This is a genomic window from Agrobacterium sp. rho-8.1, from assembly GCF_033957725.1.
GTDB lineage: Bacteria > Pseudomonadota > Alphaproteobacteria > Rhizobiales > Rhizobiaceae > Agrobacterium.
In genome coordinates this window covers 294,176-310,161 of the sequence record NZ_CP192789.1, presented here as the reverse complement: position 1 = coordinate 310,161, position 15,986 = coordinate 294,176, and the positions used below count along the sequence as shown (strand labels likewise).

The 15,986-nt window shown below is 54.5% G+C and carries 15 protein-coding genes; 4 read left to right on the top strand and 11 right to left on the bottom strand.

The window, feature by feature from the left end; genetic code table 11:
- The first annotated feature begins 24 nt into the window (after positions 1-24).
- Together RMR21_RS16250 and RMR21_RS16245 are read left to right on the top strand one after the other, a co-directional pair.
- Positions 25-3,303 (top strand): glycosyl hydrolase, encoded by a 3,279-nt coding sequence (locus RMR21_RS16250; protein WP_498670509.1) that lies wholly within the window; start codon positions 25-27, stop codon positions 3,301-3,303.
- Positions 3,304-3,391: 88 nt separating this feature from the next.
- Positions 3,392-4,066 carry a class I SAM-dependent methyltransferase gene (locus tag RMR21_RS16245; RefSeq protein WP_498670508.1) on the top strand — a complete coding sequence of 225 codons (675 nt, stop codon included), beginning with the start codon at positions 3,392-3,394 and terminating at the stop codon, positions 4,064-4,066.
- 366 nt (positions 4,067-4,432) lie between these two features.
- Here RMR21_RS16245 and RMR21_RS16240 read toward each other — a convergent pair whose 3' ends face one another.
- The 8 genes from RMR21_RS16240 to RMR21_RS16205 form a co-directional block, all read right to left on the bottom strand.
- Positions 4,433-5,458 (bottom strand): dienelactone hydrolase family protein, encoded by a 1,026-nt coding sequence (locus tag RMR21_RS16240; protein ID WP_498670507.1) that lies wholly within the window; start codon positions 5,456-5,458, stop codon positions 4,433-4,435.
- Complete coding sequence (locus RMR21_RS16235) at positions 5,442-6,200, bottom strand: ABC transporter ATP-binding protein (RefSeq protein ID WP_498670506.1); 759 nt, start codon at positions 6,198-6,200, stop codon at positions 5,442-5,444. Before RMR21_RS16235 ends, RMR21_RS16240 begins: the two co-directional genes overlap by 17 nt.
- Positions 6,197-7,051, bottom strand: a complete 855-nt coding sequence (locus tag RMR21_RS16230; protein WP_498670505.1) for an ABC transporter ATP-binding protein — start codon at positions 7,049-7,051, stop codon at positions 6,197-6,199. Before RMR21_RS16230 ends, RMR21_RS16235 begins: the two co-directional genes overlap by 4 nt.
- A gap of 4 nt (positions 7,052-7,055) precedes the next feature.
- Positions 7,056-7,940, bottom strand: coding sequence for an ABC transporter permease (locus tag RMR21_RS16225; protein WP_498670504.1), 885 nt, complete (start codon positions 7,938-7,940; stop codon positions 7,056-7,058).
- The gene (locus RMR21_RS16220) at positions 7,940-8,932 is read right to left on the bottom strand and encodes an ABC transporter permease (protein ID WP_498671743.1); all 993 of its coding nucleotides are present in this window, start codon (positions 8,930-8,932) and stop codon (positions 7,940-7,942) included. Before RMR21_RS16220 ends, RMR21_RS16225 begins: the two co-directional genes overlap by 1 nt.
- A gap of 168 nt (positions 8,933-9,100) precedes the next feature.
- A complete protein-coding gene (locus RMR21_RS16215) occupies positions 9,101-9,385 on the bottom strand; it encodes a cupin domain-containing protein (protein WP_498670503.1) in 285 nt (94 codons plus the stop codon).
- A 133-nt stretch (positions 9,386-9,518) separates the two neighbouring features.
- On the bottom strand, positions 9,519-10,673 hold the full coding sequence (locus RMR21_RS16210; RefSeq protein ID WP_498671741.1) for a mandelate racemase family protein: 1,155 nt from the start codon (positions 10,671-10,673) through the stop codon (positions 9,519-9,521).
- A 32-nt stretch (positions 10,674-10,705) separates the two neighbouring features.
- Positions 10,706-11,569: an amidohydrolase family protein gene (locus RMR21_RS16205; protein ID WP_498670502.1), complete on the bottom strand. Its 864-nt coding sequence runs from the start codon at positions 11,567-11,569 to the stop codon at positions 10,706-10,708.
- Between the two features lie 87 nt (positions 11,570-11,656).
- Between RMR21_RS16205 and RMR21_RS16200 the strand changes: the two genes are divergently transcribed.
- On the top strand, positions 11,657-11,857 hold the full coding sequence (locus RMR21_RS16200) for a hypothetical protein (protein WP_498670501.1): 201 nt from the start codon (positions 11,657-11,659) through the stop codon (positions 11,855-11,857).
- Between the two features lie 631 nt (positions 11,858-12,488).
- On the opposite strand, the gene kdgD is transcribed toward RMR21_RS16200, so the two are convergent.
- Both kdgD and RMR21_RS16190 read right to left on the bottom strand, forming a co-directional pair.
- Positions 12,489-13,406, bottom strand: a complete 918-nt coding sequence (gene kdgD, locus RMR21_RS16195) for a 5-dehydro-4-deoxyglucarate dehydratase (protein ID WP_498670500.1) — start codon at positions 13,404-13,406, stop codon at positions 12,489-12,491.
- Positions 13,407-13,475: 69 nt separating this feature from the next.
- On the bottom strand, positions 13,476-14,219 hold the full coding sequence (locus RMR21_RS16190; RefSeq protein WP_498671740.1) for a FadR/GntR family transcriptional regulator: 744 nt from the start codon (positions 14,217-14,219) through the stop codon (positions 13,476-13,478).
- Positions 14,220-14,364: 145 nt separating this feature from the next.
- On the opposite strand from RMR21_RS16190, the gene RMR21_RS16185 reads away from it, so the two are divergent.
- Positions 14,365-15,162, top strand: a complete 798-nt coding sequence (locus tag RMR21_RS16185; protein ID WP_498670499.1) for an NAD-dependent epimerase/dehydratase family protein — start codon at positions 14,365-14,367, stop codon at positions 15,160-15,162.
- A 391-nt stretch (positions 15,163-15,553) separates the two neighbouring features.
- Here the strand turns inward: RMR21_RS16185 and RMR21_RS16180 are convergent, their stop codons facing one another.
- Positions 15,554-15,955, bottom strand: coding sequence for a RidA family protein (locus RMR21_RS16180; protein ID WP_498670498.1), 402 nt, complete (start codon positions 15,953-15,955; stop codon positions 15,554-15,556).
- Positions 15,956-15,986 lie beyond the last annotated feature (31 nt).

Below are 15,986 nucleotides of genomic sequence, written 5' to 3'. Positions count from 1 at the left end.
ATCTCAGATACAGGGAGATTGGAGTTGAAAATATCAGTGATCGTGCCGACCCATAACAAGGCGGAATATCTCGATCTGACTTTGTCGTCATTCCTTGCCCAGACAAGAGCGGCTGACGAGATTATCGTGGTAGACGACGGATCGAGCGATGGCACTGGCGATGTCATTCGGCAATATGAGAAGAAACTTCCAATCCATGCCTGTGTTCAAAAATGCGAAGGTCGCGCACGGGCACGCAACGCAGGACTGAGAAAAGCCACCGGCGACATCATCATATTCTGCGACGATGATCGCATCGCGGCACCTGACTTCATTTCCCAGCATGTTGACGCTTTACAGTATGATCCACTCGCGGTGTGTATCGGCTGGAAAAAGCGCGCCTTGACGATTTGGCGTAATTTTCTTCCCATGACGCCCAACGACTTCGAAACTATAAGAACCTCTACCGGCTTCGGGTTGCCCTACATGCTGGGCGATAAATGGCAGCCGCTTATCAGCGCTGACACGGTGGTTCATGACTTTGAGACCTTCAGGAAACGCTGCGTAATCGGAGACGAAATAGACAACCAACCGGGCGCTCAAACCGCATCGGCCCAATTGATGCCTTGGATGTGGGGAACGACCGCCAACCTGTCATTCAGACGAAATCAGGGTGAGCCCGTATTTTTCGATGAGGCTTATAAGGGATGGGGCGTAGAGGACGTCGATTTCTGCTTAGGCCTCGTGAACCAAGGTTATCATATCAAGTTTACGAACGACGCGCTGAACTACCATCAGATCCATCGCCTGGGCGATGTGGGATTGCGGGACGCCAAGGCCGACCGCATGCGTCAAGCAAACATAAATCTCAATCACTTCTGCGAAAAGCACAGGACGTTGGAGGCACACCTTTTTCGCCGCGTTCAACAGGGGATGGATGCCAACGATGCCGCAGAAATTCTGAATCATGCGTTTCAGGACAAACACGGTATTGTTGCCGAAGAACTGAGGATTCTGTACGCGCAGCAGACGTTCTCAAGCGGAAAGTCAAATGAGCTCCGGGCTGTATCGGGAAATTATCTCGTTTCGCTAGATACGGTGCAGGACTATATCTGGCAGGACGAGGAAAATCAGCTTCGCCCGGTTCCTGCGACCCAGCAGACCGACGGCCGCTTGCGACCGGCAACGCCCCGCGCAACGCGGCGGATGCAAGATCTGCCGATCACTCACAAGTGGTGGACACCCATGTTGTGGCAGGCGGACGATGAGCGATTCTGCGAGTACATGTATGCTGCTCCCCTGTCGTTTCAGGCGATTCCAGACGGGATGAAGGTCGGCTACCCGCGTGAAACACAGGTCAGTCCCGACAATCGAACTTTTGAACTGCCTTTCCGCCATGACCTTACCATTCGTTCCAAGGACAAACTGTCCGACAGCCACTTTGGTGTCGATGGTTATTCGGACCGCACCGTGGATGTTTCATGGTCGGGATGTGACGGCGAACTCCACATGCGCGCGATTCAGGGGTGCCCCTCCGTACACTTTTGGGCTCAAGGACATTCGAATCTGGAAATCGCGTTCGAAGACGATGCCAGTTTTGAAATCATACCCGATCGCAGCAGCGTTATCGCGTCAGTTGATGGCGCGCGGTATCTGATCTGCTACAGCAACTGTCATTTACAGGTGTTGGACAGCAAACTGATGACTGTAGAGGATGTCTCGGACGGACTGGCGATCTCCATCCACCTCCTTCCAGACGATAGCGAGGCGGCACTGGGACAGTTCATCGCTCAGGGAACAAGAAAGCCAGTTGGAGGAACCTTTCGCTGGACGGTCGATCATGACCAAAACCGCGTTGATATGCATTTTACGATGCACAATGAGCACGGCTTGTTGGCCGACAATCTGATGCAAACCCTTATGCCGCACCAATGGCGCCGGACGAGCGATCTCGTCTCGCTTGGCCATTATCGTTCACCGCGTGGAGCGATGACTCTCATAAATGCCAGCGAATTTTCGGTTACCATGCAAAAGCGGGGATTCCTTCCGTATCTACCTGAAGACACTGATGTTTCTGAAACGCTCCGGCAGACAATCAGTGAGTCTTTTGCAAGCCTGGACGAAGCGGCACTGTGGCAGCGCCCCCTGGAGGGTGCTTCTGTCGATGACGGATATTGGGCAGGTAAGGCACTCGTGCGATTGGCGGATATGGCCAACACCGCGCGACAGTTCGGGCATAACGACGTGATGCAAAGATGCTTCGATTTAATCAAGACCAAAACCGAGGCGTATCTGGCAAAGGGTCACGACATCGGATTCTATTACGACCCAGAATGGGCGACGTTGCTCTTCGTACCATGCCAAGTGCACGGTGTAGCCGAACAGATGAACGACCACGTCTATTATTACGGATATTTTCTCCGTGCGGCTGTTGCCGTAGGGCTTGTTGACCGTGAGTGGATCAATCGACCCGATATCAAGAATGGCTTGCTGGAAATCGCCGCCGACGTTGCCAATTTTGATCGCGAGAGTGAAAGGTTCCCGTTTCTCCGCTGCTTTGATTCCTACGCAGGTCATTCATGGGGCAACGGAAACGGAGCCTATTCACAAGGTCTAAATGCCGAGCCCTCAAGCGAATCTATCAATTTCGCAGCGGCACTTGCGTTGCTTGGAGGCCTGATCGAAGAACCAGCTGTCCGTGATCTGGGGATCATGCTCTACACCGCGGAATGCGAAGCGACTCTCGACTATTGGTTCAATCGCTGGGACGACGCCTTTCCCGACAACTTCCGCCAGCCTTTTGTGGGAATGCTATGGGGGAGCGGTGGAAGCTGCAGATCTTGGTTTGATGTGCGCCCAACTGAAGCGTTGGGAGTCAATCTTCTGCCGATTCAGGCAAGCTCAATCTACCTTTCCGGCAATCCAAACTTGCAGGCTGTTCTGGACAGTATTTATGAGGATTGGCAGCGCGCCGGTCCACGATGGGGCGGTTTGATCGCTATGGCGCAGGCGCTTACCGACCCCACAAGGGCCGAAAGACTGCTGGAAACCTTGCCTGATAAGGCGCTGACCGAATGGTCGCTGCATCCGACAACCGTTCGGTTATGGATCGAAACATTTGCTGCCATTGGCCACCCCGTAGAGGACGTCAGCTGCAACGCTCCATTCTATGCGGTCTTTGAACAAGAGGGAGCTCGCAGCTACTGCGTGTTCAATTTTGATGAGGAGCCATTCGAGGCCCGCTTTTCGGACGGATTTCACCTGACTGCAAGTCCCGGCATTGTCGTAACAGGATGGCAACCGAAGCTTGCTCTGAGCGCATAGAAATAGACGAAAAGCGAGCATCGCGTGCCCCTCAACCGTTTTATGAACCTGGCGGAAACGCCACAAACCAAGCCAAAAGGAACAGTGAATGACAGCCGAACGCGATCGTATTACTTCTATGATACATTCGGAAGATCCGTTTCAAGGTTACACGCCAGAGTATGATGAGGACCTGCAGGGCTGGAATAGCGATAGTCTCGCCTTTGACAAGGCATTCGAACGGACCGGGCCGAAGACGATCATTGATGTTGGCGTCTGGAAGGGTGGATCAACCTTGGCCTTGGCCAGACGTCTCAGGGATCAAGCGATAGACGGCGTCGTCATCGCTGTAGACACGTTCTTGGGCAGCTCGGAGCACTGGATCCCTCACCAATTCGGTGACTATAGAAAAGATCTACGTATCCGGCACGGCTCTCCTCAGCTTTACTGGCAGTTTTTGAGCAATGTTGCCCACGCCGGCATGCAAGACTATATCCTGCCTTTTCAACAAACCTCATCAAACGCGGCAGACATTCTATCAGAACTGTCGATAACGGCGGATCTGATACATATTGATGCTGGTCATGACGAAAAATCGGTAACAGATGATATGGAGAGATACTGGCCTATCCTCAAAATCCAAGGAACCATGGTGATTGATGACTACTGTGACGAATGGCCCAGCGTGGTGGCAGCAGTAGACAAATTCGCATCGTCGCGTAGATGTTCAATCGAAACCATAAATCCGAAATCAATAATTATCAAAAATCAGATAAATTTATAGATTTTTTTAGTGGTGCAAATATTATTCGATCGTAAAAAAAGCAAAAAAATCTGTCGTAACCATAAATGTATATTAAACTAAAATTGAAATTCTTTCTATAGAGATGAAATTAAGCTTATAGGAAAATCATGGATCTTTTCAGCTCTGTTGTCCAGATTTCGCAAACGAACTTGGATGGTATGAGACTCCGAAGGGTGCTGAGACTTTCTCCATCAAAATCTTTACGTAATGACCCTCCCTGGCAGCATCTTAACCCTCTTCTTGACGCCGGAGATTTGGATTTATTGCGTTTGGGGAGGGGCCAAAGAGGTGTGGGCCGCGGCCAACGTCTTAGCCTGAAAAAATGCGACCAGCCCAGAAATCTCTTTAGACATTGGCATGCACTGGGCAGCCGAGATGTCTGTCCAGATAACTCGCGGCCATTTCCTGCAATGGGAGCGGAAACCTGTGAGCGCATGGAAAAAGACCCATGTCGGGTGCCGTTCCGGTAGAAAGTCCTGCTTTCCGAACCACATCAAAAAACTGCTCCGCTGGCACTTCAGGAAAATGGCGGTCTTGCGACCCAACCCGCATGAAAAGCGGGCGGTCAGCTGCTAGAGCCGCCATGTCGGGAAAGTCAGCGAAAGCGGCCAGATCGGGATGAAGGGTGTAGAAAGCTGACTGGCCCTTCAGGAGTGTTGCGCCGGGCATGAGCAGCCCACGTCTCGTCCCGGCCCAACAAACGGCTGCACATGTTTTTGTCCGCTGTTCAAGTGCGGCAAGTTGCCAGGCGCGAAAGCCGCCGAAAGAGAAGCCGAGTGTGCCGATGCGCGTCGGATCGATTTCCGATTGCCGACTCAGCCATTCGAAGGCAGCAAGATCGTCTGCGGCTACCAGACCGGCAAGGCTCCAGCCAGCCTGCATCGTTTGAGCCGCAAGTGCTTGTTGCTCGTGGTACCCGCCGGCAAATCGCGAGCCCCAACCCAGCGCGTCGCAGATAAGAACGGCATAGCCGCGTTCTACGAGATCATCGGCCAGAAAATGTCCGTCGTAGTGCTGCGCGACATGTGCCTTTCCTGCCTCGTCAGAGGCCATCTTTTGCCAGCCAATATCGAAAATACCACCGTGGTCGTGCATCAGAATAACGGCTGGGTGCGGCCCGTTTTCCTCGGGCACTATCAGTATGGCATCTCCGCTGTCGCCGGTCGCGTAATGCATACGCAGATGTCTGCGGTTACTGTTATGGTTCAGGCACTCGTAGCGCAGGATGCCTGATGGCGGCAAGCTTGCTCGCCAGATGTTGCGCAATTCGCCCTGCCATTCTGCGAAGGGCTCGCGGAAAGACAGCGTATGGCTGTGCGTTGCAATCCGCTCTGCAAGGAAAACGGGGAGTGCGTCAGATGGCGTTATCATATTCCAGCGACGCCTCGATCAGTTGTCGGGCATAGGGGTGGGTGGCCTTGTTGCCAGAGAGTGCATCACGGCTTAATATTTCGACAATATTACCTGCCTGCATTACGGCAAAATGGTCGCACATATAATCCACGACAGCCAGATCGTGGCTCACCATTATATAGGTGAACCCGTTGCGAGCGCGAAGGTCGGAGAGGAGGTTGAGAATTTCAGCTTGAACGGACACATCGAGCGCGGAGGTAGGCTCGTCTAGCAAAAGGATCGATGGTTCAAGGATTAGGGCACGGGCGATTGCGACACGCTGACGCTGGCCGCCGGAAAGCTGATGCGGATAACGGTCGAGGAATTCCATTGGCAGGCCGACTTCGGTAATCGCCCGTTCCATGCGTTCCGCTTGACGGTCCATCTTGTGGATATGGAGAGGTTCGGACAAAACGGTGCGTACTGATTGGCGGGGATGGAGCGATCCATAGGGGTCCTGAAATACCATCTGGACGGTGCGGCAACGTTCAATCAGCGGCAGATCGCGAATTGACTCATCTCCAATCCTTATTTCGCCTTCCCATTGTGTAAAAAGCAGTGACATGCAGCGCAAAATCGTCGATTTGCCTGACCCGCTTTCACCGACAAGTCCAAAACACTCGCCTGATTTGACAGAGAACGAGACGTCGGGAAGGATCGTGACGGCTTTCAGTCCCTCTCCAAGCGTGATCCTAAGGTTTTTTACATCAACCGACTTCATGTCTGCGCCTCCAGAAGGTCTTCCCACTCCGGCCGACGATCAAGAACTTTTAGTGGTTTGCGTCCGCCACCGATGCGGGGCTGTGCGGCAAGCAGCCCCTGAGTGTAAGGATGCTGAGCGTTTGAGAGTTCCGACGCCTTGAGGCTTTCAACAACTTGCCCGGCATACATGATCAATACCCGGTCGCAGAAATTACGCACGAGATTGAGATCGTGACTGATCATAATAAGCCCAATGCCACGCTCGCTCACCAGCTTGTCTAGAATGTTGAGAACCTGCAACCGCACGGTAACGTCGAGCGCAGATGTGGGTTCATCTGCAATGACGACATCCGGGTCCGTTAAAAGCATCATCGCAATCATGATGCGCTGGCCCATGCCGCCGGAAACCTCGTGGGGGTAGAGATCGTAAACCCTGTCGGGATCCCGGATTTGCACCGCTTCCAGCATGTCGATGGTCTTAGCGCGGGCTTCGGATTTGGAACATTTGAAATGCGTCAGGTAGGCTTCGGAGATTTGCGTGCCGACACAGCGGATAGGGTTGAGCGAAAATTTCGGATCTTGCAGGATCATCGACATGCGACGACCGCGAACCTTGAGCATCTCGCGTTCGGAAATGTTGAGGAGATCCAGCTCTTCAAACCGAATACTTTCGGCAGTTATACGCGCAGTTGGCAGCAGGCGCAGCAAGGCGCGGCCGATCGTTGATTTGCCAGAGCCGCTCTCCCCCACGATTCCGAGCTTTTCGCGACCCAGTGTGAAGGAGACATTGCGAACGGCATCCATATAGGCGCCATCGCTACGGTAGCTGACGCAGAGTTTTTTCACATTCAGAATAGGTTCACCGGTCATAGGTCTATCTCCGGTTCATCTGTTTGGGATCAAGCGCATCACGCAAGCCGTCACCGAGAAGATTGAAGGCAAGGCTGACCAGAAGGATAGCAAGGCCGGGAAAGGTAACGAGCCACCAACTGTCGATCATGTAGCGACGACCCATGGCAATCATTGCGCCCCATTCCGGAGTTGGCGGCTGCGCGCCTAAACCAAGGAAGCCAAGTCCGGCTGCGGTGAGGATAACCGTTGCCATGTTGAGGGTAAGCCGGATTAGGACGGATGGCAGGCACATGGGCACGATCGACTTAACGATGATGCGTATCGTAGAAGCACCCTGCAAGCGTGCGGCTGCCACGTAATCGGCACTGCGGAAGGTTAGAGTTTCAGCACGTGCCAGACGGGCAATTGGTGGGCACGAGGTCAGGGCGATTGCAATGATGGCATTGTTTAGGCTTGGTCCGAGGGCCGCGACAAAGGCTAGCGAGAGGATGAGGCTCGGAAACGACAGGAAGATGTCGGTAATGCGCATCATCACGGTATCGTAACGACCACCAAGGTAACCGGCAGTCGTGCCGACAAACACGCCGATGGGGCCGACGACAATTGAGACCAGGAAGATAATAGTGAGCGTGATACGTGTTCCGTAGACGAGGCGGCTGAAGATATCGCGACCCAATTCGTCGGTGCCAAACAGGTGTGCTCCTCCCGGTGGAGCTAGCGTGTTATTGAGATCCTGGGAATAAGGTCCATGTGTAGCGATCAAGGGTGCGAAAATCGCAGCAACGATCAGCACGGAGATGACCAGAACTCCGAAAGCAGAAGTAGGACTTCTCAGCAGAAAGCGGACAATATTTCCGAGCGCGAGAAGCGGGCCGGGAAGGGTAAATTTTGTGGCTTGAGCAGTCATCAGCGCGTCCTCGGGTCAAAGATGCGATAGAGCATGTCGGATATCAGGTTGAGAGCGATGAAAATGACGCCGACGATCAGCACGCACGTCATCACGGCGTTCATGTCGCCGATCAGCATGTTGTTGGTCAGATATTGCCCGAACCCCGGCCAAGCGAAAACCGTCTCTATAAGAACCGCGCCTTCAAGCAGCGAGCCATATGCAAGAGCCACGATGGTAACGAGCTGGACGCGGATGTTCATAAATGCGTGACGCCAAATTGTCTGTCTATTGGATAGACCCTTTACGCGGGCAGTCGTGATATATTCCTGATTGATCTGGTCGAGCATAAAGCTGCGCGTCATTCGGGTGATATACGCCGAAGACGAATAGCCGAGAATGGTGGCGGGCAAGATCAGGTGATTGAGCGCCGAGCGAAACACTTCCCAGTCCTGCGCGATAGCGGAATCGATCAGCAGGAAGCCGGTGCGTTCATCGACCAGGCCGATGTAGAAATCGGCCATGCGACCGCTTCCGCCCACCCATCCAAGCGCTGCGTAAAACAACAGAAGTCCGATCATACCGGTCCAGAAGATCGGCATTGAGTGGCCCATGAGGCTGAAAACGCGAATGGCGTGGTCGGGCCAACGGTCCTTGTTGACTGCAGCAAGGACGCCCAGACTAACACCGAGTGTCGCGCCAATCAGGATAGCGAAAGTGGCCAGCTCGATCGTTGCCGGTAACACGTGAAGGATGTCGGTTATGACGGGCTGGCCGGTGCGGATCGATACCCCAAAGTTTCCGGTCAGTACGTCGCGCAGATAGATGAAAAACTGCTCCCATATCGGCCGGTCGAGGCCCAACTGGTGAAATACCATCTCATAGGTTTCCCGCGTGGCGTCTTCACCGACAATGGCGCGGACAGGATCTGATGGCATCATGCGGCCGATCACGAAGGTCAGCACCAGAAGCCCGAAAAGGGTTACGGCGACGGTGAGAAGCTGCGAGGTCATTGGACGCCAGTTGAATTGTCGCCGCAGCTTCGTGGCAGGTGGGGCAGCCGGGTTTGAGGTCCAGCCGGCAGTCTTCGGGTTTTCTGACATACACTCCTCCCGCATGATGACAGCCACGCTATCTCATCATACATATTAGTTTACTTGTCATATAAAACAGATGGATTGTCAATCCAATGGAGGTGCGGGATAAGATATGATCAATTCGAGGGGCGCAGACCCGGTTTGGCGGATGCCCACCGTATCGCCGCTGTGGAGATAAGCCATCATGCCTGCGCCGAGATATTGCTTCTTATCACCGGAATGCACTTCGCCTTCACCTGACAGAACGTAATAGACCTCGTCATGGTCGATCAGATGCGCGCCGATCGCGGCTCTAGGATGAAGAATTCGCTTCCTGAATTCCATCGTACGGCCAGGAATATCCGCCGTCAGACGGAATGCCGTCGACATTCCAATCTTTCCGTGCGGGGTGGGTTCCTCACACCGCATATCTTCTTCCGCGATGATGATCACATGCCCTCCATCACGGATCGAGTTTTACGATACTGATCCGTCCCATTGCTTTTACTTTTTCTGTCGATATTTAAGCAGTTTTGACCAAATTATTCTCAATAAACTCGAAATTAATATCTTCACCAATACCCGGGCGGTTCGGCACGTGCACATAACCGTCGGCGTCCATAGGATCCGACAGTGCGTTGAGGTAATCGAAACCGTCATCGTATTCGAGGAAGGGATGCAGTAGCCCGCGTTCGTACCAGCGGCAATTCTTTGCGGACGCGACCACATGCAGGTTCATGGCCGTGTTGCCGTGGACCTCGCAATCCATGCCGAAGGATTCTGCCAGCCGCATTGTCTTGAGCGCAGGCGTAATCCCGCCGACATCATTCACGCCGGTCCGCAGGATATCGACTGCTCCGGAGGTGATCCATTCGGCGCGATGCCAGTGTTTTCCGGCTGCGCTCTCCGGTCCAAGAACCGGAATATCGAGATTATCGGCCAGCCATTTGTAGGACGACATGGATTGCTCGTCCATGCTCTCCTCGATCCAGTCGAAACCGAGTTTCTCGAGTCCGCGACCGAGTTCGAGGGAATCGACCCGGCTATACCAGTGGAACGCATCAATCATCAGGTGAATGTCCGGACCAACCGCCTCGCGCACTGCGGCACATGCTTTGATATCCATTTTCACGTCAGGGGCCCAACTGACGGGCGGCATCCACGTGTGAAGCTTGATGCCTTTGTAACCACGCTTGACCAGCTTTTCGGCGAAACGAGCATAGTCTTCAGGTGTCGCGAGGCCGCCTTCCAACTCGTCGCCGCACATAACCGACCCATAGGCCCGGATCTTGTCGCGATAAGCACCGATCAGTTTGTAGACAGGCTGATTAAGCGCGCGGCCAGCCAGATCCCAGAGCGCCACATCGACGGCGGCAAGCGTGCGATCCGTGAGTTGCGCTGCCGAGCCACGCTGCCAGTGAGCGAGATCCTGCCATAGCCGCTCGCGGTCCCGGTGATCCTGACCGATCAATACCTTCTTGACGAACTTTTCGATCAGGTGCGGCCGGACGATTTCAGGTGCCGTGAAACTGTAACCCTCATGCCCGTCCTCTGTGCGGATAGTGAGCATGGCCTGCTGGACCTGATGGGCAGGGCCGGGATGAGCGTGGCCCGCGCTGTCGGAATGGCGGCGCGTCGTGGTAAGGAAAGTTTTGACGGAAACGTCTGTAATGATCATCATGTCGTCTTTCGTATGGATGTGCAGGCGTCTTACAAAGCGGGGAAGCCAAACAGTTGCTGTGGATTTTCCACGAGGGCAAGATTGCGAGAACGCTCATCAGGGAACCAGCCAAGAACGGTGTCCGTCAGCGCAGCGTCATCCGGGTACTCTTCGGTTGTCTTGGCGAGATTGTGAGGCCAGTTGGAGCCCCAGACGATCCGTTCTGGCGCGTGCGCCGCGATCTCGCGAGCAACAACAGCTATGTCTTCATAGTCCGGCCCTCCCGACTTCGAAGACTCGTAGCAGCCTGCAAACTTGAACCAGACATTGCCTCGATCGATTAGATTTTTCAGCGCACCGATGTGAGCATCCGTCACGCCGTCGAAAAATTTACCGTGGTGATCGAAAACCCAATTCGATTTGATGTTCTCGAGCCGGGGTAGATGGGTAAGCAGATCGCTGCCATTAAACTGCACCGCAATCATCCATCCCTGCGCTTTGGCGCGTTCATCAACACCCTCAAGGCCAGAAAGGCCGATGGCACCGCCTGGGAGATCCATAATGCGTACGCCGACGACACCTTCGTCTGCGAGTTCGGCAAGTTCAGCGTCGTGCGCGTCCGGTCTGATAACTGCAACGCCCCTAGCAAAGCCGCCCATTTCCCGGAGGCAGGCGATCAGATTGCCATTGTCGGATTGATGGGCATTTCCCTGAGTGATGACGACGCGCTCGATGCCGATCCATTGCACGAACTGTCTGTATTGTGCAGCGTCGGGCAGAGTGCCGCCGGGCAGGGGAGGCCCGCCCGCCTGCGCTTCGAAACCAGGCAGATATAGGTGCATCTGGGCATCGACCGCGCCACGCGGCAATTTCGTTTTCGGTGGGTCACCGGAGAGCTTGCGAATTATCGTCATGCGTCTTTCATCCTGAATTCCTTGCGGGTAGCAAGGTCGATATCCGAGGCCGATACCTGTACGGTCGGGCACCGCGACGGTACCCTCATGGCAACGCGGCTGGTTGGCCACTTCCTGTCAGAGCGAATTATAGTTCTAGTCACATTCCAGGAGGGGATCGACACCGCTGTTGTGTTTGGCGAGCATGGGCTAAAGGGCGACGACAATGTGGACCGCCGTGCCCCAGACAAGCGGAACGGCACGAATTCCGGTAACCGTCGCGAATGCGATATTCTCAAAGGCTTCTGAAAAGGCGCTGTACCGCACAAATCCGGCTGTATAAGCGTCACGCTGCGCGTTTTGATCGGCTCGCTTATGTGCCTGCGGGTGCGCCAGATTTTTCGGCCCCCAATCACTATTGGCTGCCCCGCGCGAACAGAGCGGTTAGTACCGAGGTACTCTAGAACGGCTGGTCCTTCGAACCGGTCTATCTCATGGCCAGCCATCTTAGATGCGTGGTCCCCAGGCCAGCCAAAACTGTTTTTGTTGATGCGTCCGGAGCCGTAGGTCTTGGCTAGCTGTCGAGGACGGCCAGCGTAAGAGGATATTTTAACGCGGAAGTGTCTTCTCTCGATATCCCAAGGAGCGATGTCGTTACAGTCACGCGCCATGATCGTTGGGCCTTTGTGGTGCCACGAATTGTGAAATGGCGTCCAGATTTTGCTTGTTTCTAGCGCGGTTTGACAGACAAGACAGTTTGCATCTGTCTCGATAGTCGTCTCACGGTCGGGACCGACGCATGCGTCGACGTCCGGGATGCCATAGTCGCAAATGACCTCGACCAACACACAGCGACTTCTGTCTAAACGCATCGATGCGCTTTCACAGGCCGTTGCCAGCTTGTGTTTCAGAAGATGGGTGCAGATCGAGGCAATTGTCATCAGGCTGCTTTTTCGCGACGGTAAGGTTGAATCAGCGCGTCGAGCATGCCTTCTTCCTCTTGGCTGAGGTCCGCCAACGGACTGCGAACCTTGCCGGCATTGAAGCCCTGAAGGCGAACGCCTGCTTTGATGGCCGAAACCGCGTAACCTTTTTTACGGTTACGGATCGCCATGAAGGGATAGAAGAAGTCGATTAGGATGCGCTCGCAGGTCGCCCGCTCACCGGCACGCAGAGCCTTGTAGAACTGTACCGCCAGACCAGGAACAAAGTTGAAGACGGCCGACGAGTAGGTTGTGAAGCCCGCGCCCAAATACGCCTCGGCGAACAACTCGGCAGTCGGCATCCCGCCGAGATACATCAAACGGTCACCCATCTTTGCAGTGATTTGGCGGACAAGCCCGATATCGCCCGTGCCGTCCTTAAAGCCGATAAGATTGGGGCATTCGTCGCACAAGCGAGCCAAAGTGTCTGCGTTCAATACCGAATTGTCTCTATTGTAGACCATAACGCCCACACCAACGGACTGACAGACACGCTTGACGTGGTTGTAGAGACCTTCCTGTGGTGCATCGATCAGGTAATGCGGCAGCATCAGAATTCCGTCCGCGCCGGCCTTTTCTGCAGATTTTGCGATATCGATGGCAATATCGGTTCCGTAGCCGCAACCCGATACGATAGCCGTGTCACCAGCAGCCTCCTTGGCCGCAGATACGATCAAAGGAATCTCGGATGGGGAAAGCGAAAAGAATTCGCCCGTTCCACCCGCTGCAAACAGCACCGGAGCGTCGAAGCTCGAAAGCCACTCGACGTGCGCCTTGTAGCTTTCCGGCGCAAAACGCCCCTCAACATCGAAGTGGGTTATGGGGAAGGAAAGAAGGCCCGAGCCGAGCCGCTGCTTGATTTCTGAAGGATTCACGTTTCTGACCTCATCCGGGACGTTCCGAATGGTTTACAAGAGTCAGCATATGTCTGTCAATAAGTTGTATTATATGTTTTGCTGCGGTTGGCGCAGAATTGCGCGGTAGCGCGCTTGGCTTCCTCTGAGGTGCCGGCGCATAGCTTCTCTGGCGCCGTCTTCATCACCGTTCGATATAGCATCGATGATGGCGCTATGTTCCCCATGGAGCTTGGCAATGTAGCCACCTGAACTGGTGTCCCTGCCAGCCTGCAAAGCAGCGCGAGGTATCACGCCGCTGCCGATCATCGCTAGAAATTCTCGGAAGCGCGGGTTATTCGCAGCATCTGCTATGGCCAGGTGGAGCGCAAAATCAGCCGCAGTGGTCGGTTCTCCTCGCTCAAGCCGTGCGAGAATCTCTCGATGACAATCGATGATCTTTTCTTCCTGCTGCGGTGAGCGGCGCATGGCTGCAAGCGCTGCGGCCTCCACCTCGACGCCCGTTCTCAATTCCAGCAATTCGATTACCGAAGATATGCGTTCATAGTTAAGGTTCTGAAATGGAAAAATTTCTTGATGAGGAGTCTCGAGAACGAAGACGCCAGCGCCCTGCCTTGCTTTCACCAGCCCATCCGAGCGGAGCGCTGAGATTGCCTCACGCACTACGGTGCGGCTAACGCCATGTTCTCGCGTAAGCTTGGCTTCGCTGGGCAGTCTTTCGCCTGGCTTGAACTCGCCGCACTGGATCGAGTCCCTGAGAATCTTGCTTACGCGCGCAACGAGATTCTCTGAGGAACGAGGGGTTTTGGCATCGGAATGCGCGGTCAAGGTGATCTTTCCATTATCGAATGAGACTGTAGACAATCCGGGGGCGTGTCGTAAGTCAAGTTGTTAGTATCCTGTGCGCAGATTGACCGGAACTGACCAACATGTATGATAGGCTTGATCTTGAAAAGAATGAGCATCGGAGCCTTTCAGCGTGAAGCGACTTTTGATTACTGGAGCAGCAGGCGGCCTTGGTCGGATGGTGCGAAAGCGGCTGGCGTCTAATTTCGATGTCCTGCGTCTGTCTGACATATCGGATCTCGGAACGCCCAGTCTGAATGAAGAGATCGTACAATGTGATCTGGCCGATGCACAGGCCGTTCATCGACTTGTTGAAGGATGCGACGCCGTCCTCCATCTCGGCGGGATTTCAGTGGAAGCGCCTTTCAGCAAGATTCTCGATGGCAACATTATTGGCATCTATAATCTCTACGAGGCAGCACGGGCGCATGGCCAACCGCGTATCTTGTTCGCCAGCTCTAACCACACCGTCGGTTTCTATCGGCAGGACGAATATATCGACGTCGATGCTCCTATTCGTCCAGATGGTCTGTACGGTGCGTCGAAATGTTTCGGCGAAGCGGTGGCCCGGCTGTATTTCGACAAGTTCGGTCAGGAGACCGCCATCGTTCGTATTGGCTCATGTTTCGAGGAGCCGCGCAATCACCGAATGATCTCGAGCTGGCTGTCCTATGACGACTTTGTTTCTCTGACAGAATGCGTATTCAGAACGCCGATGCTTGGCTGCCCGACGATTTGGGGCGTCTCGGACAACGACTCTGCATGGTGGGATAACAGCAAGGCACGCTTTCTCGGCTGGAGGCCGAAAGACAATGCAGAGCGTTATCGCGTCGAACTGGAGAAAACGGTGGCGCGGCCCGAACCGAATTCTCCTCTGGCGATCTATATGGGCGGACCGTTCACTCAAGACCCGATCTTTAAGGACGATTGATATGAGTTTTACGCCTCACGGCTGCCGCCCTATTGCTGGTCCGTGAATCGAATGGCGTTCGGGTTTTGCCATCGGCCCGCCCGAGCTCGTGGCATTGCAAGGGGACGATCGTAGACGAAATCAAGGCTCATGGGGATCAGATTACCGAAATAGGCACGGACGCGACGGGGCTTCCAGTCGCGCGTCCGAAAAGCGAGCGCGGTAGGAGTACGGACTAGCGTCGTCTAGCTGTCACCCAACCCGATAGCAACCCTGCAAGGCGACCTGAAATCCGCCTAATCCGACGACCCATCAGTCCAGCCGCGTTTTTGAGCCTCAAATTTCCCACTCCTTTCGAATTTTCCGGATCACTGGGGGACAACCTCGCACTCTTCACTCGGTCAGCATTGGGTCAACCAGAAACATTCGCGACAAGTCCGGTTGAGGCCACCATCTCAATCTCCACAAGCATGTCGGGATCGACAAACGGCTTCACATGCACCATCGACAAGGCGGGGCCGTGACCGGCGAACGTCTCGCTGTGAGCTCGACCGACCTCCTCCCAAAGTGAGACATCCGTAATGTAGACACGCGTCTGCACCACCCGATCAAGGGTCGAGTTGGCCTCGATCAGCACTGCTGCCAGCTTGTCGAGGATCATCCGCGTCTGGACGTACACGTCGCCCTTACCGACGACTGCGCCGGAGCTATCTGTCGCTGCCGTCGCGGAAATGAAAACCAACCCGCCCACCGCCACAGCGCGCGAATATCCAATGCGTGCCTCCCATAGAGAGTTTGTCGAAATTCGCTGCATCGCTCCTCCAAACCGCTTGACGGCTCAATTA

What these genes read in the sequence shown, in the direction of transcription:
- RMR21_RS16245 (WP_498670508.1), top strand. Translation starts at nt 3,392, where the DNA reads ATGACAGCCGAACGCGATCGTATTACTTCTATGATACATTCGGAAGAT.
- RMR21_RS16240 (WP_498670507.1), bottom strand. Translation starts at nt 5,458, where the DNA reads ATGATAACGCCATCTGACGCACTCCCCGTTTTCCTTGCAGAGCGGATT.
- RMR21_RS16235 (WP_498670506.1), bottom strand. Translation starts at nt 6,200, where the DNA reads ATGAAGTCGGTTGATGTAAAAAACCTTAGGATCACGCTTGGAGAGGGA.
- RMR21_RS16230 (WP_498670505.1), bottom strand. Translation starts at nt 7,051, where the DNA reads ATGACCGGTGAACCTATTCTGAATGTGAAAAAACTCTGCGTCAGCTAC.
- RMR21_RS16225 (WP_498670504.1), bottom strand. Translation starts at nt 7,940, where the DNA reads ATGACTGCTCAAGCCACAAAATTTACCCTTCCCGGCCCGCTTCTCGCG.
- RMR21_RS16220 (WP_498671743.1), bottom strand. Translation starts at nt 8,932, where the DNA reads ATGACCTCGCAGCTTCTCACCGTCGCCGTAACCCTTTTCGGGCTTCTG.
- RMR21_RS16215 (WP_498670503.1), bottom strand. Translation starts at nt 9,385, where the DNA reads ATGTCGACGGCATTCCGTCTGACGGCGGATATTCCTGGCCGTACGATG.
- RMR21_RS16210 (WP_498671741.1), bottom strand. Translation starts at nt 10,673, where the DNA reads ATGATCATTACAGACGTTTCCGTCAAAACTTTCCTTACCACGACGCGC.
- RMR21_RS16205 (WP_498670502.1), bottom strand. Translation starts at nt 11,569, where the DNA reads ATGACGATAATTCGCAAGCTCTCCGGTGACCCACCGAAAACGAAATTG.
- RMR21_RS16200 (WP_498670501.1), top strand. Translation starts at nt 11,657, where the DNA reads ATGGCAACGCGGCTGGTTGGCCACTTCCTGTCAGAGCGAATTATAGTT.
- RMR21_RS16180 (WP_498670498.1), bottom strand. Translation starts at nt 15,955, where the DNA reads ATGCAGCGAATTTCGACAAACTCTCTATGGGAGGCACGCATTGGATAT.